The sequence below is a fragment of the Lewinella sp. IMCC34191 genome (assembly GCF_003390935.1).
Classification (GTDB): Bacteria; Bacteroidota; Bacteroidia; order Chitinophagales; family Saprospiraceae; genus Neolewinella.
In genome coordinates this window covers 46,192-66,252 of the sequence record NZ_QNQZ01000004.1, presented here as the reverse complement: position 1 = coordinate 66,252, position 20,061 = coordinate 46,192, and the positions used below count along the sequence as shown (strand labels likewise).

The following is a 20,061-nucleotide window of genomic DNA, read 5'->3' as shown; positions in this document are numbered from 1 at the left end:
GCGGCGGGGCGCAGGTAGAATGATATTTACCGACAGCAAGGAATTTCGAATACCCTGTGGATAAGTAAGCGTCTCAAAACGTGGCCTGCGGTATAGCTTGTCTCACCTCTTTTCAATCGTGAACTGACCAATCCGGGCAAAAGCAAATTATTGTATGCGAGATGGCGTTTCGACAGTATATTTGATCTGAAGGTGGCAGCGAATATTCGCCCTGCCACGTTGCTGATTTAACGCTAACTGTAACTACCATACTCGTAATGCAAGCAATTATTCGTTTCTGCTGGCTTCTCTTGCCGGCACTCTTACTTCCTGCGGTCGCGTTCGGGCAGTATCCGGTGACGGGTACGATCACCGACAACGATGGGGAACCCCTCATAGGGGTCACGGTCCTGGTGGTCGGAACGACCACGGGCACGGTCACCGACTTTGACGGCAATTTCTCCATCGATATAGAGGAGGATCCCGGCGAACTTCGGCTCAGCTATACGGGCTTCAGCACGCAGACCGTGGAAGTGAGTCGCGGCATCGCCCCCCTGGAAATCGTATTGGAGCCGGACGTGGCCAACCTGGAACAGGTCGTAGTCACCGGCCTGGCTTCCACCATCAAGCGCTCTAACCTGGCCAATGCCGTGTCGGTAGTCAGCGGGGAGGAACTTACGGGCGTCACCTCTCAGCAGACCGTGGACGGCGCACTTTACGGTAAACTAACGGGGGTGAACATCACCCAGACTTCCGGGGCGCCGGGCGGCGGTTACGCCCTTCGCTTACGGGGTGTGTCGTCCCTATCCGGTAACAACCAGCCCCTATTCATCGTGGATGGGGTATACATTTCTAACGCTGAAATCCCCAGCGGATCACGTAACGCCTCGGGCGCCAACGCCGCCAATGAGGAAGGCGCTTCCAACCGCATCGCGGACATTAACCCTGACGACATCGAAAGTATCGAGGTATTGAAGGGAGCGTCGGCTGCCGCTATTTATGGTACCCGTGCCAACGCCGGTGTGGTCATCATCACCACCAAGAAGGGTGTTTCCGGGGAAACTCGTGTCTCTTTCAACCAGGATCTCGGTTTCAATACCATCATCCGGAAGGTGGGCCGCCGCTCTTACACGGCCGCCCAGATAGAGGAAACCTTCGGAGCGGATGCCCGCACCGATTTTGAAGCCGCCCAGGCAAACGGCGAGATTTTTGATTACGAAGACATCATCTACGGCGAGAAGGGTTTCATCACCGATAGCCGGCTACGCGTAAGTGGTGGAAACGAAAAGACCAGCTTTTTCGTCAGCAGCAGCTGGCGCGATGAAGACGGGATCATTAAAAACACCGGCTACGAGCGGTTCACGGCCCGTCTTAACCTGACTCACGACGTCAACGACTGGCTGAAGATTCAATCTAACACCAACTACATTCGCTCTGAATCCTCCCGCTCCTTCAGCGGAAACGAGAACGAGGGCGGGCTTTCTTACGGCTATACCCTGGCCTTCACCCGGGACTACGTCAATCTCTTCCCGGATGCTGACGGCAATTACCCGGATAACCCCAACTTCAGCGGTAATCCTCTCCAGACCCGCGATCAAACGCGAAATGAAGAAAACATCGACCGGGTGCTGGAAGGCATTAATGTTAACCTGAGGTTGTTGCAAACCGGCAGCCAGTCGCTCAACTTCGTATTCAACGGTGGGCTTGACTTCATCCTAAGTAAAACCTTCGTCTACGTTCCGGAAACTTTTCAGTCCCAGCGTGGGCTTCAGAATGGCTTCCTTGCCGAGGGTAAGAACGATCTGTTCAACTATAACTACAGCGCTATCGCGGTCCACGACTTCTACACGGAAGACGGGATTAATTTTACAACGCAGGCCGGTATTACCTACCTCAATCAGTCGGCGGACCAACTGCTTAGCCAGACCACCCAGCTCATCCCTCTCCAGACTAACCTGAGCCAGGGCGCGGCCCAGTCAACCAACCAGACCCTACTGAACGTCGAGGAATTCGGGTATCTCCTACAGGAAGAAATTAACCTGTATGATCGGGTCATCCTCACGGGGGGCATTCGCTTCGATAAGTCATCCCTAAACGGTGACCCCAACAAGCTATATGCTTTCCCACGGGCATCGGTGGCCTTGAACCTGAACGAATTTGATTCCTGGAATCCCGGCGGTCCTATCGACCAGCTGAAACTTCGCGCGGCTTACGGACAGACCGGCAACAGTGCCAGTTTCGGGCGCCTGTTCACCGGATTGAACAACGTTGGCATCGGCGGCCGGTCCGGCTTCGTCGTTAACGGACGTCAGGGCGACGATAGCCTGGAGCCGGAAACCAGTTCGGAGTTTGAATTCGGCACTGACCTGGGCTTGTTTGACAATAAGGTCAACATTGCCGCCACGTACTACATACGCGACGTGACCAATCTTTTGTACGATCGTTCTCTGCCGACTTCTTCTGGTTTTACGAATGAAATCCGCAACGATCTTGATCTCCGTAACCGAGGGTTCGAATTTCAGCTGGGCCTGAATCCGGTACGGTCCCTCAACTTCGAATACCGGACCACGCTCAACCTGTGGCTAAACCGCAGTGAAGTAACCCGACTGGGGGTCGAGAATGGTAGCGAAGGAGAGGATATCGCCAGTTTCGTTCCTCCCGGGGCGGGCTTCGGTCTTGGCTTGGGTACTTTCTACATCAATGAGGGCTCACCCATCACTGGCCTTTGGCAAAACTCCGAAGACGGACCTACCCAGGTGGGTAATACCGAACCGGATTTTCAGTTCGGATGGAATAATAACATGACCCTCTTCCGGAATCTGGATGTAAACTTCCTATTCCACTGGCGTCAGGGCAGTGACCTGCTTAATTTGTCTCGCCTGCTAACCGACCTGGGAGGTACCACCCCCCGGGAATATGACAATCTGGATAGCTTTATTGAGGATGGATCTTACTTCCGGCTTCGGGAGGCGGGTATTTCTTACCGGTTCCCCCTGGAAAGCGAATACATCCGCGGCCTGCGGATCGGTGTTTCGGGACGCAACATTTTCACGATCACCGACTACAGCAGCTACGACCCGGAAACCTCCGTCAATGGAGGTAGCGGCCTGTCCACTAACCTTGAGGTTACACCCTTCCCCAGCAGCAAGCAGTTTTACCTGCAGATCGGTCTGGACTTTTAACCCAATCCAAACTTCCCAATTTCGGAGGGGTGTACCGACTCCGGACTTGCAAAAATAGACTTATGAAGACTTTTTCTTTTTTATCGCTCCTGGCGTGCCTGGCGTTTTTGCCGGCCTGCTCTATAGATGAGCAATTCGATCCCAATGGTCCTATTATCGGAAGTGTACTTACCGATGCTTCAGAAACGGAGCTCTCACTCCTGGCTACCGGAATCGAGGCAAGTATCCGAAACGGATATGCCGGTTACGTGACGGCCAGCGGTTCGATAGCCCGCGAGCTCTACATCTTCGACGCAGACCCCCGGAATACCGAGGACCTGCTGGGCAAAGATGACAACGTACTGGACAATAATACCTTCTACATCACGGGCCCCTTCAACAGTAGCTATGCCACTGTAAAGAATGCTAATATCCTGCTTCAGGCGCTCGATAACACCAATTCGGTATCCGAAGCCGAAAAGGACGGCTATCGCGGCTTTGCCAACACGATGAAGGCACTCGCACTGAGTCGCGTTCTCGATATGCTGGGGGAAAATGGCGTGCGCGTAGACGTAGCGGATCCCGAAAACCTAGGGCCTTTCCTTTCGCAGGAAGAGGGATATGCCGCCATTCTTAGTCTGTTGGATGAGGCTTACGGTCAACTTCAGGGTAGTGAGTTTGCCTTTACGCTCTCCAGCGGTTTTGCCGGATTTAACACACCGACCACCTTTAGCGAATTTAACCGGGCCATAGCTGCTCGGGTGGCCATTCACGGTGAGGGCTACCAGGACGCGCTGACCTACCTAGACGACAGTTTCTTAAATCTCGAGATCGACTCCAATAGTACCGACCTGCTATACGCAGGTCCTGAAATGGTATTCGGTACGGGGCCGGGTGATTTTATCAATCCACTATTTAAGACGCCGGGGCAGAGTGGCGACCAAATCATCGTCAATCCCCAGATCATCGCCGATACGACAATGGGTGACCTGCGCGTAGACGCAAAATTCCGCCGCCGCGTACAATCGACCAGCCAGGATGGTCTGAATGGGAATTATGAAATCGCTCTGTACGAGACGGCTACCTCGCCAATCGATATTATCCGCAACGAAGAACTCGTACTCATCTACGCGGAGGCAAATCTCAACCTGGGTAATCTTGAGGAAGCCGTGGACGCGCTCAATATTATTCGTAACGCAGCTGGTTTAGATGATTACGACGGCCCGGTGGAGCAATCCGCGCTGATCGACGAAATGCTCTATCAGCGCCAGTACAGCCTATGGGGGGAAGGGCACCGTATGTTCGACCTGCGCCGTTACGATCGGCTCAACGATCAGTATTTACCGATCGACCGAGCAGGCGATGATATCTTCACCCAATTTCCGATTCCCCTCTCGGAGAATGCCTAAGCATTCGATTGATCTAGAAAAAAGCGGATCGCAGCCCGGGCTGCGATCCGCTTTTTTAATGGCGCAAAACAAAAGCCCCACCGCCGATAGGCGATGGGGCTTTGCTGTCTAAACTGGCTTGTTAGTAGCGCTACTGGAGAGCGATTTGCTTCTCTTCGATCATCTTGCGCATGTTGATCAGGGCGTAGCGCATACGACCGAGTGCCGTATTGATGCTCACCTGAGTAAGCTTGGCGATTTCTTTGAAGCTCATGTCGGCGTAGTGACGCAGGATGACAACTTCCCGCTGCTCGGGGGGAAGGGCATCGACGAGCTTACGAACTTTGTCGTGGGTCTGGGTGCGGATCATTCCCTGCTCCGCGTTGTGCTCCTCGGATTGAAGGACGTCGAAGATGTTGAACGTCTCCGTCTGGCCGACCTGAGGCCGACGCTTGTTCCGGCGAAAGGAATCAACACACATGTTGTAGGAGATACGCATGGCCCACTGGAGGAACTTGCCTTCGTGGTTGTACTTGCCGCGACGCAGCGTATCGATGATTTTGATGAACACCTCCTGGAAGATATCTTCCGCTTTGCTGTGATCCTTCGTGAAAAGGTAAATAGAGGTGTAGATTTTCTGTTGGTGCCGCCCGAGGAGTTCCTCGAATGCGCGGTCTTCGCCAGAAAGGTAAAGGTTGATCAATTCCTGATCGTTGAGCGTCTTAACGTCCATGACTAACAAGTTTCAAATTGGGATTTTTCCCGAAGTGGGATCCGGCGCTATTGCCAGTTGACAGTTAGTGTAGACGTAGACTTATATAGTAGACTTTAGAATTGAAGAGGGAGGTGCAATCCCTTTGTCGAGTCAAAGATAGGTAAACATGCCAAACATCCAAATCCAAAACTACTGAGGAGGCTATGTTTAACTGACTTTTAACAGACAATTTCAAGCTAAAGTCGAAAACAAAAACAGACAAGTCGAAAGTAAAACTAAATCGCTAGGCAATAAATAAGGATAAGTGAAGAATAGAAATCTTAAGTGTGATGCTAAGATAACGGGCCGAGGCTTCGGATAATTATGTGAACGTTAAAATTTTTCTGAAAAATATTTCTACCTGCGCTCCGCCGCCAACTCCGTATTGCCCTTGAGCTTGTTTTTCCAGAGAACGAAAGGTAGACCTTTCGCTACCCACTTCCGTAATTGATCCCCGTCCACGTCGGGCTCCATAGCGAGACTACTCGCTGCCAGGTCCAGGTCGCCGTCACCATCTACGTCGCCCGCCGCCAGTCGGATCCATCTGCCGCTGCCCGACGCCGGAAGTAAGGCAGGCACCCACTCGCGGCCCCGCCGGTGAAAGATGACGGCCGACGCCGGCGTACGTTGCCGAAAATCGGGGAAGAAAGCAATGGCGGCTATGTCCCGCTGGCCGTCTTCGTCGAAATCTGCCACCACCGCGTCGTAGGCCCCCGGCAGCGGAATAAATTCAGCTTGCCGGTAACTCCCATCAGCCGACCCGGTAAAAATCCGGATGCCATGGTACGGTTTGGGCGCGGCCCGGTAGTCGGCATGATCGCCACCGGTATACACCAGGTCGGGCCAGGCGTCCCCGTTCCAGTCGATCAACCGTAGCGAACTCGATCCGTAGCTGGGGGGAAACCGCAGCAGCGTCCGCTCTTCCCATCCATCCGGCGAGCGGGTGAACCGAACGATGCGCTCATCCCCCTGTCCGTATAGTACCAAAAAGGCTTGCTCACTTTCGCGAACGATGGCCATGGGGCCGGGCCGGTGACTGAGTACCGTGCGTCCGTAGCGATCGTCGTCGTCGGGAACGTACCAGCTTAGCCGTCCGGCCCACTTCCCGTATTCCGAGACGATGAAGCTGGGAGCCGACTTGCCTGGCGTAGGGAGAGCGAGTAGGTCCGTGGGCCGTCGTAATCCATCGATCAACATCACCGCGGAATCCGCCGCCAGCCGCACCAACCGGCCCGTTGGCTCGTCAGTAGGGGAAAAGGAACCGATCACGGTAGCGTAGGATGATGGTCCGAAGGTCGCCATCGACGTAACCCCTTTGCCGGTATAGGTAAACTGGGTATTCCGCAGCGAGGTATCGAATACGAACAAGCCTTCCTTATTAATGTCTCCCAGAATGATGCCCCGCCCGGGTAGGATGGACAAGAAGGTACCGCTCGGCGGACTGCTGTACATAGCCGGGAAGCGCGCTTCGAAGAGAGGGGAGTCCGTTGCACGAATGTCCTTTGTTATCAGGTGTTCCGGTGCTCGGGTCAGTATGTACTGGCGTAGTCGTTCCCAGTCCCCTGCCGGCAACCCGCCCCCGCCGGCCGTCATGAAGTTCTGCATGCGCGGCAGCACTACCGTATCCCAGGCGCCGAGGGGAAGGTCCGTCGGGGCCGGTAGCTGGTGGCAACTTCCGCAGTGTTGCCGGAAAAGCGGCGCCCCCGAATCAGCGGTATCCGTCACTGCGGCAATCGGGTGACACAGCCAACCTATTCCGCATAGCACGATCAGCATCAGCATGAAAAGGAGAATTCTCACTAATCGCCGGTTGTCTCGTTCGCGGCCTTGATCACCGGGGCGGGGGTACGATATCGATCGTTCCACTCGGGGCGTTTTTCGAAGGTGGGCAAGTGGTCGGGGCGGCTATCGAGTCGTTCGTAATCCGTTAGTGCTTCCATGAAGTGGACGATAGCATCCATCTCGTCTGCATCCAGCCCCAGCGAATCAAAGGGCAGCGTCTGATGTTCCAGGTGGATGCCTATTCCCTTCCCGCCACCGCGATTGTAGAAGTCAACCACCTGGTAAAGATCCTGGTACACGCCGTTATGCATATACGGAGCGGTAGCCTGGACATTCCGCACCGTCGGTGTTTTGAAGGCGAAGGCCTGAAAGTAGACTTCGTCTTCGGGCCGGCCGCTGCGAATGCGCCCCGGGTCCGGGTCCAGCCTGGCCTGGCTTACAGTGAAGGAATCCGGAATCCCCAGTACTTCGGTTTCATTCTCCGTGTAGAAGGGGGGCACCAGCCCGCTGAAAGTCGGGGCAAAGTGACAGGTGCCGCAGACCGCTTTTCCCATGAACAGATTGAAGCCCTCGCGCACCCGTGGAGCCAGTTCATCGGTTTCCCCCCGCGCATAGCGGTCGAAGGGGCTATCCAGGGCGGTCAGGTTCTGTACGTAACGGGCCAGCGCATCGCTGATGGACCAGGCGGATAGCTGGTACCGGGGTTGGTCGCCGTAGGCTTCGGCGAAGAGCTTTCGGTAGGTACCACTTTGATTGAGTCGCTCGGCGATGTCCGTAAAATCGGTGGCGAATTCGAGGCTGTCTACCACGACGTGTCGAATTTGCCGGTCCAGAAACTCTTCCCGCAGATCGTAGAAGTATCGGTCCGCGTAGACACTGTTAATTAGCGTGGGGGCATTGCGTACGAAGCTCTTCCGTTTCCCGTCGGTAAAGGCAAGTTTGGGATCGTGGCAGGAGGCACAGCTCAAACGGAGGTCTTTGCTCAGTACGGGGTCGAAGAAAAGGAGCTCCCCCAAAGCCAGGCGGCGATCGTCAAGGGGGCCGGCCTCCGTCCGTGCGTAATAATCGGGGTTAAGAAAATCGGCACTGAAGAGTGAGTGCGCGTTCGCATTAACCGGATGACTTAAGCGGGGATTGTCCTGGGCCGATTCAATATCCAGCAGCCGTTGGGCCGCCGGTAGGTATCTGGTCAGGGGGTTGATCGATTTCCGAAGCAGTTCCAAGCGGTCGAATGTCTCAAACTCCCCGCGCTCCAAGAGAGAAGTACCGTGGTGAAAGGCATCACGAAGTTCGCGCGCTACAGCAGTATCCCGTTCGGCAATGTAGGGCAGGTAGCCGGCCATCGCGGCGTCCAACGTTCGAAGGGCGGTCAACGCTTCCCCGATTGCCGCGCCGGATCCCGGGGTATCGAATCCCGTTACGCCGAGGGTGAAGATGCGGACCGCTTCCTCGCGGGCAGCTTCGAATATAAAGCGGTGCTGAAGCTGAATATTTCCGTAGTACGTCAGGACCTGCTCGCTGGCTACGCTCAGTTTGCCTAGTTGGCCCTGGATTTCGGCCGGGTCCGCTTCCGGGGCGAACACCAATTCGTCGAGTACCTGAAGTCCGACCGGCTCGATGACCCTGATTTCCGGCACCTTGGGTTCGGTCTTCGGCAGGGGGGCTCCGTTCAGGTGCCGGCGTACCGTTACCGGTTCCAGGTACTCCAATAGGTACTCGCACCTTTTGAACGCGGCCCGCGTGCGGAGATGCTGTTCCTGCAGTTTATGCCGTGGAGCGTCCCTTTCAGCCAGGTCCCGATAAGCGGCTACTTCGGCGGCAAATGTGGCCAGGTCCTGGTGAAATTGCTCGTTGACGGTTTCGAGCGCGGTGGTCAGCCCCTGATCGGAGAAGGGGTCTCCGATCGCGACCACGCGCCAGAGGAACAGGGCAGTGGCAAAGGAGAATAGCAGGTACCTGGACGGTATAAAGGAAGCAAGCATGGCTAAAACGTAAAAGACCGGCGGGGTAAACACCCCGCCGGTCGGTAATCAACTGGAATGGAATTAATGCTTGATTAGCTTGACGAGCTGGCCTTCGTCCGAGCGCAGGTAGTAGGCACCGCTTGGCAGATCGCTAACGTCAATTTGGGTGACGTTGCGAAATACCCGTAGCCGCTGACCGGTCTGATTGTACAGGGCAACGTCCTGCCGGCGATTCAGGAAAACCGTCTGGAGCGTAGGGTTCGGGTAAATTTCCAAACCTACGGCCTCATCGACACCGGAGGGGGGGAGCAGGGAGGTGGTGGTGAGTTCGTCGAAACCGTGGATGGCAAAGGTCAGCGAGTGATTGTAGGGGAAGGGATTTTCCGACGAGGGGTGCTGACTGTTCACGAGCAGGCTCTTTCCGTCCGGCGTGGGTATGGCCCCGGTGATCTCCGCGCCCACCGGTGTTACGGTGATGCGGATCAGGTCGTCAACGGTAGCGGTCCCGTCGGTGATGGGCAGTAGGTACAGTTCGCACATGCGGTTGCGTACGCCACTGCCGCCCGAACCGTTTTCCGCGGGCATCCGTCCGAAGGTCTCTCCGTTCAGGTCCTCGCAGATCACCAGAAATTGCTGCTCGTCAATGGTCATCACGTTCAGGCCGTCGGGGTTGCTCAGGTGCTTGTCGGGGTAATTGGTCTGACTGGGGCTCTCATTGAAGTAAGGACCGCCCTCGATTTTGACGGAAATTTCCTCGGTTTCCGGGTCGTATTGCATAACCCGGCCGTAGTAGTCCCAGTATTCATCGCTGAGCGCCGTGATGTTTTCTCCCTGCGCGGCGGCGCGGGCGGCGTGGTGCGGGGCCACAACGGCACCTGCTTCGGCTTCGTCACGCCAGGCTCCGGCGGGATAGTCCCGTCCGGTTTCGGTCCAGTATACAATACCGGTAGTCGGGTCGATAGCTACCCACTCGTTGCGGTTAAACATGGTTGCTCCGGCCTCGATTGAAAGCGAATCCAGGTTCAGGACGTTGCGGGCGCTGTTGTTATTCAGCTCGACCCACTTCTCCTCCGCGTCGTGCTTATAAACCGACAGGGTCCCCTGCGTAAAGTCGCCGGGTGTATCGGCTTCGAAGCGCAGAAAAAAGGCGGGAGTAGCATCCACGCCAAGGTAGATGTATTTGTTATCCGCGCTGACCACGCCACCTTCGAAGCCCTGGCGGCCCCAATTGTACTGCTTACGCACGGCCTTGGCCTGGCGGGGGTCGATCTCGACCATCCAGTTGAAGTTTTCATACTTCGCGATGGTATCACCATCGATGAAGGGGAACTCCGGGGCGTCGACGGGGAAGGGGCGCAGGTCGCGCACGCCCTGATTGATGCCGCTGCCGACGCTGTTTTCGTCGAAGCCTACGGCGGAAGGGTAGGAGACGGGGGCGGGGTCGTACTGATTGTAATTAGAGAAGTTACCGTAGTTGATGGAGGCATTATCATCGCGGAACCATTCTTCCGCCGTCCAGATCCGACCGTCGACGATGGAGCTGATACCGCCGCAGTTCATGCCGGTTTCGCCGACCGTGTTGACGAAGTCGACGTTGAAGAACTTACCCGCGCGTCCGTCTTCCAGATTTTGGTCCAGAATGTTGAGGTCGCCCGACTCCTCGTCTCGTTCAACGCGGAACACGGTCATCCCTCCGCCGTCACCAATGCGATCATCGCGGTAGATCGACTCGTGGTTAACGCTGATCCAACCGAGGCTCTCCGTGGTGGTGTCCGGCGTGAAGCCGATGAAGTCGTGCCATTCTTTGGCGTTCGTCTGGTTGGCATCGTTACCGTAGGTGGCGGTAGTCTGCACGAGATCGATCCCCCCGATGAAGAGGGTCTGAAGGCGCAGCGGGCTGGGGGGCATGACTTCCTCAACGGGAGCGTAATCTTCGGGAGCGTCGATTTCAGCCGGGAAAACCAGCTGGGCCGGAAGACCGGAAACGGCCATCGATAAAAGCAAAAGGTACAGTGTTCGCATAGGTGCTTTGGTTTGATAGGCCAAAGGTCTCTACGGAATCAACGGGAGCGAAAAATGTGGCGCTAAGTCTACATTACCAATTTTCATTCGGGTGTTAAGGCTGGTTGAAGTAGATGTTAATTGCTTAATCTATATTTAACCGGGAAGTGTGGGAACTACACTAAAATTAATATTATAGTAAAAAATATATGTTAATATTTAAACGTATATTATTTATTTAATTTGTATTTAGCTCATTTTAAATAAGTTATACCCTTGAATTATTCTTTCATATGATCGAATGATCCTGCTTCGACTCGAACGGGGGCACCGTTTACCTGTAACTTGGAGTATGAATTCGACCGTGACTACTGCCCCCTCCAAACTTGAAGCCGCCAACCAGGCGGATATTGCTGAGCTGACCGCGCGTATCTACGCCTACCAGCGCGGTAAGGAAGACGAGGACCGCTTCAAGCACTATCGCCTTACGCGCGGCGTCTACGGACAACGGCAGTCCGGCGTCCATATGTTCCGTACCAAGATCCCCTTCGGCCATATCACGCCCAGCCAGTTGATCGCTTTGGCCAATATGTCCGAGAAGTATACCAACGGCCGGCTGCACATCACCACCCGTCAGAACATCCAGATGCATTACGTCAAACTGAACGATAGCCCCGCTATCTGGCAGGAACTGGTCGATGCCGGTATGACGGCCCGGGAGGCCTGCGGAAACACGGTCCGCAACCTGACCGCCAGCCCGCTCGCCGGGGTGGACCCCGAGGAGTTGTTCGACGTAAGTCCTTATGTATACGCCTCCTTCGATTACTTCCTGCGCAATCCGATCTGCCAGGAGATGGGCCGCAAAATCAAACCCGCCTTTTCCAGCAGCGACCGCGACAGTGCCTTTACCTACTTCCACGACTTTGGCTTTATCCCCCGCCTGAAGGAAGGACAGAAAGGATTTAAAGTCGTCATCGGTGGTGGTCTCGGTGCGGTCTCCATGGTGGCGCACACCGCCTTCGAATTCCTGCCCGCCGATCAGATCATTCCCTTCATGGAAGCCTCGATCCGCGTTTTCGATCGCTACGGCGAGCGGGAGAAGCGGATGAAAGCCCGGATGAAGTTCCTGATCAAGGACCTCGGCTTCGACCGCTTCATGGAACTGGTCCACGAGGAATGGCCCGCCATTGCCAACAAGAGCTACGAGGTGGACGAATCCTTTCTGCCTACGCTAGGCGACATTCCCGAAGACAGCTTCCCCCCGGTGGAGCCGGTTAACCGCGTAGCCTACGCCGAATGGCGCAAGACGAACGTCATCGACCAAAAGCAGGAAGGCTACCACGCCGTGGCCATCCGCGTACCCCTCGGTAACCTCGAGGCCGAACAGGCCCGCCTGCTGGCAGAGGTGATCCGAAAGTACGCCAGCGACGACATTCGACTGAGTGTCCAGCAGGGTATGATCCTGCGCTTCGTGCCACCCAGTGCGCTTCCCCACCTGTATAACGGACTCTACGCCCTCGATCTCGGCCTTCCCGGCTATGATACGACGGCCGACATCACCGCCTGCCCCGGCACCGATACCTGCGCGCTCGGCGTGACCAACTCGACCGGCCTGGCGCAGGTCCTGGAAGATCTCGTCCGGAAGGAGTACCCCGAAATGGTCACGGAAGACGATATCCGCATCAAGATCAGCGGTTGCATGAATGCCTGCGGTCAGCACATGGCCGCGAACATCGGTTTTCACGGATCCAGCCTGCGCGTCGGTGACCGCATCGCCCCGGCCATGCAGGTCGTCGTAGGTGGCGGCATCGCCCCCGACGGGCGCGGGTTCATTGCCCAAAAGGTGATCAAGGTGCCGACCCGGCGCGTGCCCGACGTGATCCGTATCCTCTTCCAGGATTACCGCGACCAGGCCAATGAGGGCGAGTACTACAACGACTACGCCGAGCGGCAGGGCAAACGGTATTTCTACGGACTGCTCAAACCACTGGGCGATACCTCCGAGATCACCGACGATGAGTTCTACGATTGGGGCCAGGACGATGAATACAAGCAGGAGATCGGGGTAGGGGAGTGCGCCGGCGTGAGTCTGGACGTTATCGGGGCCATCCTCAACGACAGCACCACCAAACTGGATGCCGCCGCGATCAGCCTACAGGCCGATGCGCCCGCCGACGCCGGTTACCATGCCTACTCGGCCATGGTCACCGCCGCCAAGGCGCTCCTCCTGTCCGAAGACCAGAAGTGTAACACCCATATCGGGATACTTCGGGACTTTCCAACCCACTTCGGTGATCGTTTTCCGGAGATCGAGGACTTCGAGTCCTTCGTTCTCCGCATCAAACGGACCGAACCCTCCAATGAATTCTCTTCCGCTTACCTTGCCGACGCCCGCAACTTCGTGACCAAAGCGATCGCCACCCGCGAACGTCAGCTGGATAAGACCGTGGTCAGCGAGTACTACAAAGCATAGAAAAGTACCTAAAACAAGTTTTATGACACGGCCCCCAATACATCCTCGTAGCCCCCGGGTCACGCTTGTCGGTGCCGGCCCCGGCGATCCGGACCTGATCACCCGCAAGGGGCTCAAGGCCCTCGCCACGGCTGACGTGGTGCTCTACGACGCGCTGAGCAGCGAGGATCTGCTGGACGAAACGCCGGAACACTGTCAGCGCATCTTCGTGGGGAAGCGGGCGGGGTGCCATTATAAACGGCAGGAGCAGATCAACGAGCTGATCGTGACGACCGCCCGCGAGTTTGGCCACGTGGTGCGTCTCAAAGGCGGTGATCCTTTCGTCTTTGGCCGCGGTCAGGAAGAAAAGGCACACGCCGAGGCGGCGGGTATTCCCGTGACGGTGGTTCCGGGCATCAGCAGCTGCATCAGTCTTCCGGAACTGCAGGGGGTTGCGCCCACCAGCCGTGGATACGCCGACAGTTTCTGGGTCATCACGGCACACACCCGCAACGGAGGCCTGAGTGACGATCTTTTCCGCGCCGCTCGTTCGAATGCCACGGTCATCATCCTCATGGGGCTGGGACGCCTGGATCAGATCTGTGCCCTCTGGGATGCCGAAGGCCGGGGAAATCTTCCCGCCATGGTCATTCAGAACGGCAGCCGCCCTGACGAACGCTGCTGGGTAGGAACCGTTAACGAGATCGCCCCCCGCGTCCTCGCCGAACGCGACAAAGGACCTGGCATCATCGTCCTGGGAGAAACCGTACGCCAGCACCAGGAATTCATCCACGGCGACCTACGATCCGCCATTCAGGAACTGGCCTCCCCCGATAAATCGTAAATCGAAAAATCGTAAATCGTAAATCCCCATGACCAATCCCCTCTATCCCGCTTTTTTCCGTCTTGACCGCCTCGAGATGCTCGTGGTAGGTGCCGGTCAGGTGGGAGAGGAGAAGTTGAGCTTCATTCTAAAGAGTAGTCCCAACGCCCGCGTGACCATCGTGGCCCCGTGGATGGGGGAAGACCTGCGCCTTTTGCTCGATGCATACGAGCGCGATACCGTCGCATTGGATGGCGGCGGAGCGCAGGTAGAAAGAAGCGCAGCGAAGCCGGATGGTATATGGCATACTCCGGCCGGTGGAATCGTAAGCTGGTACCGCCGCGAGTTTCAGCCCGCGGATGTCAAAGAGGTCGATCTGGTCGTTGCCGCCACCAACTTCAAGGACGTCAATTATGCCGTCTGGGAAGCCGCCAAGGCCGAGCGCCGGCTTACGAACGTGGCCGATACGCCTTCACTCTGTGATTTCTACCTGGGTAGTATCGTTACCCGCGGACCGCTGAAGGTAGCCATCAGCACGAACGGCCAGAGTCCCACCTTTGCCAAGCGCTTCCGGCAGTGGCTGGAGGCCGAACTGCCGGAGCTGGAGACGACCGACTTAATTGAGCATTTACACGACTTCCGGGACCGGCTCACCGGCGACTTCCAAACTAAGGTGCGTGAACTGAATACATTGACGAGTGGTTTACTGTCCTCTGCGAGTCCCGGTCGTTCATGTCCCCCCGGCGGCTGCTTATTAGCGGCTGCTGCCAAACCAAATGACGCTTCACCTGCGCCCGACGCCACCCCGACGGACGGCCAGCAGGAAAATTTGAATTGACGATGAGCCTACCCCACTCAGAAACCGCCCTCACCCTGGACCTGGCGGCCCTTAACGAAGAGTTTGCGCCCCTGGATTTTCAGGAGCGCATCGCCCGCCTGTACGATTACTGTCCGGTGGATGAGGTGCTATTTACATCGAGTTTCGGTACGAAATCCGTGGTGATGCTCACGCTGGTCAGCCGGGCCAACCCCACCCAGAAGGTGCACATGCTCAATACCGGCTATCACTTTCCGGAAACGTTGGCATATAAGGATACGCTGGCGGAACTCACCGGACTGCAAGTCATCGAAATCCATCCGGATCCGGAGCGGAACCGCCTGACACGGGAAACCAAGATGTGGGAATCCCAGCCGGGACGTTGCTGCCACTATAACAAGGTCATGCCGCTACGGGCGGTGAAGGCGCGTCACAAAGTGTGGATGTCCGGCGTCCACAGCTACCAGACAATGAACCGGGCGGCCATGGAAATCTTTGAAGAAGTAGACGGCCTGATCCACTTTCACCCGCTGATTGATATCGAAGAGGGAGAGTTTTTGTACCTCCTGGAGAAAGACAAGCTTCCCCGGCACCCCCTCGAAGAGCTCGGTTACGGCTCAATCGGATGTACGCACTGTACGCGACCCGGACAGGGTAGAGCCGGACGTTGGGCCGGGTCCGACAAGGACGAATGCGGCCTCCACCTATCCTGATTAATAGACTATCGGACTTCCCGATCTAAGTAATAGACAATGATTAAAACTGATATCCTCATCATCGGCGCCGGTCCCGTCGGCTTGTTTACCGTATTCGAAGCAGGTCTGCTGAAGATGCGCTGTCACCTGGTCGATTCCCTCGGGCAACCCGGAGGACAACTTACCGAGATATACCCCAAAAAGCCGATCTATGATATTCCCGGTTACCCCAGTGTACTAGCCGGTGAGCTGATCGATAACCTGATGGAACAGATCAAACCTTTCAACCCCGGCTTCACCCTGGGGGAGCGGGCGGAGTCTCTGGAAAAAGTAGGGGAGAAGATGTACCGCCTCACCACCAGCCGCGGCACCGTAATCGAAGCTCCCGTTATCTGCATCGCCGGAGGGCTGGGCTGCTTCGAGCCGCGCAAGCCACCCATCCCCAACATTGAAAAGTACGAAGACGACGGCGTAGCCTACGTCATCCGTGATCCGGAAGTATACCGCGATCGCAAAGTGCTACTTGCGGGTGGCGGCGACTCCGCGCTGGACTGGACGATCTTCCTGGCTGACGTTGCCAAGGAAGTCACGCTCGTACACCGGCGGGATAGCTTCCGCGGCGCGCTGGACAGTGTCGAGAAAGTGCACGACCTGGCCCAGAGCGGACGAATCAATCTCCTCACCAATGCGCAGGCCGTCGGCATCGTCGGCGACGACCAGGTGCAGGGTGTGACCGTAAAGCACAAGTCGGGCGAACAAGAAGTGATCGAGGTCGATGATTTTGTCCCCCTGTTCGGCCTGTCTCCGAAGTTGGGTCCCATCGCCGATTGGAACCTGACCATCGACAAAAATGCGATCGAGGTAGATACTCGTGATTATAGTACGGGGGTACCCGGTATTTACGCCATTGGTGACATCAATACCTACCCCGGAAAGCTGAAGCTGATCCTGTGCGGGTTCCACGAGGGAACGATGGCCGTACAGTCTGCCTTCAGTTACATCTACCCCGATAAGAAGCTAAGCTTCAAATACACCACGGTTAACGGGGTCCAGGGGCTCCCCAAGGAGGAAGAAGCCTCCGTTACCGCATAAAAAAAGCGGCCGTTCCCAATCGGGAACGGCCGCTTTTCTTTGGCGAAACGCCGGTACGTTTAGTGTACCGCGATTTCACGCTCGGGCTTCGTGGCCTTCGTGTTGATGAAGGACAGAATGTCGCGGTTCAACCGCTCCCGGTGGGTGTAGAACAAGCCGTGGGGTGCGTTGTCGTACTTGTGGTAGATGGCGTTGGGCAGCAGTTTGTGCGTTGCATCACCACCTACGTTGATGGGTACGATCTTATCATCCTCACCGTGTACGATCAGCGTCGGTACGGTGAATTTTTTCAGGTCCTCCCGGAAGTCGGTCTTGGCGAAGGCTTCGACGTAGTCAATCGCTGCGCGGCTGGAGCCGGTCAGGGCCATACCCAGCGTCCAGGCCTGGAAGTCATCACTGACGGGGTGGTTCAACAGACCGATGCCGTAGAATTGCTTGGCCCAGTTGGCGTAGAAGTCAGCACGGTCCTTACGGATGCCGTCTATCATTCCCTGGAAGACTTCCCACTTCACGCCGTCGTGATTGTCGGTCTTCAACATATAGGGGGTTACGGAACTCACTAAAATAGCACCGGACAGACGGTCATTACCGTATTTTCCGATGTAGCGGGCGATCTCGCCACCTCCCATCGAGAAGCCGACAAGCGTTACGTCACGCAGATCGAGTTCCGTGATTACGGCGTTCAGATCATCGGCCAGCGTATCGTAATTGTAGCTTTCGCCCACTTTAGAGGAGTGGCCAAAACCACGGCGGTCATAGGCAATACAGCGCAGACCTTCCCGACTTAGCGGTTCCATCTGATATTCGAACATATCACCGGTCAGGGGCCAGCCGTGAATAAATATTACGGGCTTACCGCTACCGTATTCCTGGTAACGTAGACGTACTTCTTTGCCCGACTGTTTGTCAGTTGTATTAATGAAAAGCATAATATGAATGTTTTGGTTATCAACTCAGTGCGATCATAATCATCGCATCTGTACATATATATGTCGGTACACCGGTTACTTGTTCATTATCGCCTTCTCGCTACCGACAGCCCGTCCCGCAGCGGCAGCACAACGACCTCCACGCGCGGATCAGCGCGGAGGAGCTCATTGTACGCACCAAGACGCTCCGCTACCCGTCCGGTAGCTTTCTTTGGAGTTTTTCCGTCCCATAGTACATTATCGGCGATGAGCAGACCGCCGGGCCGAATTCGTTCGATCAGCAGTTGGTAGTAATCGGGATATCCGATCTTATCGCCGTCCAGAAACACCAAGTCGAAGTCATAGGGCAGTTGGGGCAGGATTTCGCGGGCATCACCGACGTGCAGTTCTATTTGCCGGTGGTACGGGGATTTGCTAATGTGCCTCTTTGCTATTGCGGCCCGCTCCGCATCTCCCTCTATCGTGTGCAGAACGCCATCCGTCGCGAGACCCTCGGCCAGGCAAAGGGTAGCGTAGGCTGTAAAGGTTCCGATCTCCAGGGCGCGATCCGGTTGCACGAGCTTAGCCAGCAGCGACAATAGTCTTCCCTGGAGTTGGCCGCTCATCATTTGCGGGGCAATGGTCTTCAGGAAGGTTTGCCGTTCAATTTCCCGCAGGTAATCAGGCACCGGGCCCGAAACGGACTCCGCATACTCAAACAGTTCATCAATCAGGTCTCGCATCGGCTACCAGGCATTCGGATCGTCCAGCTCACGGACCGTAACGTTATTTTTTGTCCGGGCTCGTGCGCATTGTCGTTCGTAAAGCAACCGGGCCAGGGTTCGGAAGGGCGGCTCGGGCCTGCTTGCGGTGGGGTCGAGCGCATCGGCAACGAGCGCTTCCGAAAGATCCAGCGTATAGCAAAGACTCATGAGTTGCTCCGGCCGGTACCGCATCATTTCTCCCACTTTTGCCGTGAGCCAGTCGATGAGTTCCTCCTCGGTCAGCGAGGTTGCCGGCAGACCAAAATCCCGGCGAAACAATAGGGCGGTTACCTGATCAATCGGCATGGGGCAAAGATAAGAAAAGGGCTGCCCCGCTCCGGAGACAGCCCTTTTCAATGAACGGATGAAGCGGTTTACTTCAGTTCCATTTCCGTGGTTCCAACGAGGGAACCTTTGTTGTAAAGCTCGACGGTGTATACGCCCTCCAGGAATTCCTGGCCGGGAACGTTCCATTCGGCGCAGTGATTAGCGGCATCGCCCTGGAAGTTGAAAGGCACGTTTTTGGTGTAGGGTACCTGTTCGCCTTCGCTGGTCGTCAGTACGCCACTGCCTTCGGCTTCGATGCTCAGGGTTTCGCCGTTGGGATTGACGATACGCATCTGGAAGGTTTCCTCGCCGGGCGTGGCGACGGCATTATCCAGACTGTTGAAACAGACGTACAGCCGCTCGACGTTCTTGGCGTTGTTACGACCCACCCAGCGGCCACTGTTGCGCTGCTTCTGACCTTCGGCGGTGATGTTATTGGTCTTCAGGACACTAGCGACGTTCACCTTTTGGTTCAGCATGCTGTTCCGGTTGGCTAGTTCTTCCCGCTCGCTCACCAGTACGGCACGCTCGCTGTTGAGCTGCTCGTTGGTCTGCTGGCTTACCTGCAGATCATTGCTCAGCATATCGCGTTCGGTAGAAAGCTGCTCGTTTTGCTCGGACAACTCGGCGTTGGCGACCCGGAGTTCTTCCAGTTCGGCCAGGTAGCCGGTCGTATTTTCCTTCAGTTCGGCCAGTTCCCGGCGGGCGGCGGCCAGGTTACGGGAATCACGCGTCAGGCTGGTGATCTTTTCGTTCTGGAGGCGCAGTTCTTCCTTCTGCTGGTCGATAAGGGCATTCAATTCCTCGTTGCTGCCACGCATCTCTTCCAGCTCCGCCAGCGACTCGTAGTACTGCTTCTCGGCTTGGGCCTTGAACTGCTCCATTTCCACGAGCTCGGTGGATAATTGGGCGTTTTCCGTGCCGCGGTTCATGAAGCTGATGCCCAGTACGACCAGGGCGATGGTCAGGACGGCAATAATGACGCCCAACATGGTGGTCCGGCTTTTCTGCGGTTTAGGGGCCGGGGTGAATTTATTGGGTTCCGAAGAAGGATTATTCTGAATGGTTGCCATATGGCGTTGGTTTGGTGATGGGTAAATCCAGTATGCTGGTGCAACAGCCGGGCCTTACCCGATTGGTGTCCATACCGTGGT

At 56.3% G+C, this 20,061-nt stretch carries 15 protein-coding genes; 7 read left to right on the top strand and 8 right to left on the bottom strand.

Features of this window, described 5'->3' with window-relative positions:
- The first annotated feature begins 257 nt into the window (after nt 1-257).
- A complete protein-coding gene (locus DRW39_RS09450) occupies nt 258-3,161 on the top strand; it encodes a SusC/RagA family TonB-linked outer membrane protein (RefSeq protein ID WP_116106796.1) in 2,904 nt (967 codons plus the stop codon).
- Nucleotides 3,162-3,223: 62 nt separating this feature from the next.
- Entirely contained in the window at nt 3,224-4,549 is a 1,326-nt protein-coding gene (locus DRW39_RS09445) for a RagB/SusD family nutrient uptake outer membrane protein (protein WP_116106795.1), read from the top strand.
- A 130-nt stretch (nt 4,550-4,679) separates the two neighbouring features.
- Here DRW39_RS09445 and DRW39_RS09440 read toward each other — a convergent pair whose 3' ends face one another.
- The 4 genes from DRW39_RS09440 to DRW39_RS09425 all read right to left on the bottom strand — a co-directional run bounded on the left by DRW39_RS09440 (nt 4,680) and on the right by DRW39_RS09425 (nt 11,050).
- A complete protein-coding gene (locus DRW39_RS09440) occupies nt 4,680-5,261 on the bottom strand; it encodes an RNA polymerase sigma factor (RefSeq protein WP_116106794.1) in 582 nt (193 codons plus the stop codon).
- 378 nt (nt 5,262-5,639) lie between these two features.
- Nucleotides 5,640-7,082 (bottom strand): FG-GAP-like repeat-containing protein, encoded by a 1,443-nt coding sequence (locus tag DRW39_RS09435; RefSeq protein ID WP_157976027.1) that lies wholly within the window; start codon nt 7,080-7,082, stop codon nt 5,640-5,642.
- The gene (locus DRW39_RS09430) at nt 7,082-9,046 is read right to left on the bottom strand and encodes a cytochrome-c peroxidase (RefSeq protein WP_116106792.1); all 1,965 of its coding nucleotides are present in this window, start codon (nt 9,044-9,046) and stop codon (nt 7,082-7,084) included. The genes DRW39_RS09435 and DRW39_RS09430 overlap by 1 nt, the downstream gene beginning before the upstream one ends.
- 63 nt (nt 9,047-9,109) lie before the next feature.
- Complete coding sequence (locus DRW39_RS09425; protein WP_157976026.1) at nt 9,110-11,050, bottom strand: alkaline phosphatase PhoX; 1,941 nt, start codon at nt 11,048-11,050, stop codon at nt 9,110-9,112.
- 331 nt (nt 11,051-11,381) lie between these two features.
- On the opposite strand from DRW39_RS09425, the gene DRW39_RS09420 reads away from it, so the two are divergent.
- From DRW39_RS09420 to DRW39_RS09400, 5 genes are read left to right on the top strand one after another with little or no spacing between them, the layout of a single operon-like run.
- On the top strand, nt 11,382-13,502 hold the full coding sequence (locus tag DRW39_RS09420; RefSeq protein WP_116106790.1) for a nitrite/sulfite reductase: 2,121 nt from the start codon (nt 11,382-11,384) through the stop codon (nt 13,500-13,502).
- Between the two features lie 22 nt (nt 13,503-13,524).
- Nucleotides 13,525-14,325: a uroporphyrinogen-III C-methyltransferase gene (gene cobA, locus DRW39_RS09415; RefSeq protein WP_116106789.1), complete on the top strand. Its 801-nt coding sequence runs from the start codon at nt 13,525-13,527 to the stop codon at nt 14,323-14,325.
- A 28-nt stretch (nt 14,326-14,353) separates the two neighbouring features.
- A complete protein-coding gene (locus DRW39_RS09410) occupies nt 14,354-15,142 on the top strand; it encodes a bifunctional precorrin-2 dehydrogenase/sirohydrochlorin ferrochelatase (RefSeq protein ID WP_116106788.1) in 789 nt (262 codons plus the stop codon).
- 2 nt (nt 15,143-15,144) lie between these two features.
- The gene (locus DRW39_RS09405) at nt 15,145-15,834 is read left to right on the top strand and encodes a phosphoadenylyl-sulfate reductase (RefSeq protein ID WP_116106787.1); all 690 of its coding nucleotides are present in this window, start codon (nt 15,145-15,147) and stop codon (nt 15,832-15,834) included.
- 39 nt (nt 15,835-15,873) lie between these two features.
- Nucleotides 15,874-16,908, top strand: a complete 1,035-nt coding sequence (locus DRW39_RS09400) for an NAD(P)/FAD-dependent oxidoreductase (protein ID WP_116106786.1) — start codon at nt 15,874-15,876, stop codon at nt 16,906-16,908.
- A gap of 59 nt (nt 16,909-16,967) precedes the next feature.
- Here DRW39_RS09400 and DRW39_RS09395 read toward each other — a convergent pair whose 3' ends face one another.
- The 4 genes from DRW39_RS09395 to DRW39_RS09380 form a co-directional block, all read right to left on the bottom strand.
- The gene (locus DRW39_RS09395) at nt 16,968-17,837 is read right to left on the bottom strand and encodes an alpha/beta fold hydrolase (protein WP_116106785.1); all 870 of its coding nucleotides are present in this window, start codon (nt 17,835-17,837) and stop codon (nt 16,968-16,970) included.
- 86 nt (nt 17,838-17,923) lie between these two features.
- Nucleotides 17,924-18,559 (bottom strand): O-methyltransferase, encoded by a 636-nt coding sequence (locus DRW39_RS09390; RefSeq protein WP_116106784.1) that lies wholly within the window; start codon nt 18,557-18,559, stop codon nt 17,924-17,926.
- A 3-nt stretch (nt 18,560-18,562) separates the two neighbouring features.
- Nucleotides 18,563-18,886, bottom strand: coding sequence for a hypothetical protein (locus tag DRW39_RS09385; protein ID WP_116106783.1), 324 nt, complete (start codon nt 18,884-18,886; stop codon nt 18,563-18,565).
- Nucleotides 18,887-18,954: 68 nt separating this feature from the next.
- The gene (locus DRW39_RS09380) at nt 18,955-19,980 is read right to left on the bottom strand and encodes a hypothetical protein (protein ID WP_116106782.1); all 1,026 of its coding nucleotides are present in this window, start codon (nt 19,978-19,980) and stop codon (nt 18,955-18,957) included.
- Between the last annotated feature and the right edge of the window lie 81 nt (nt 19,981-20,061).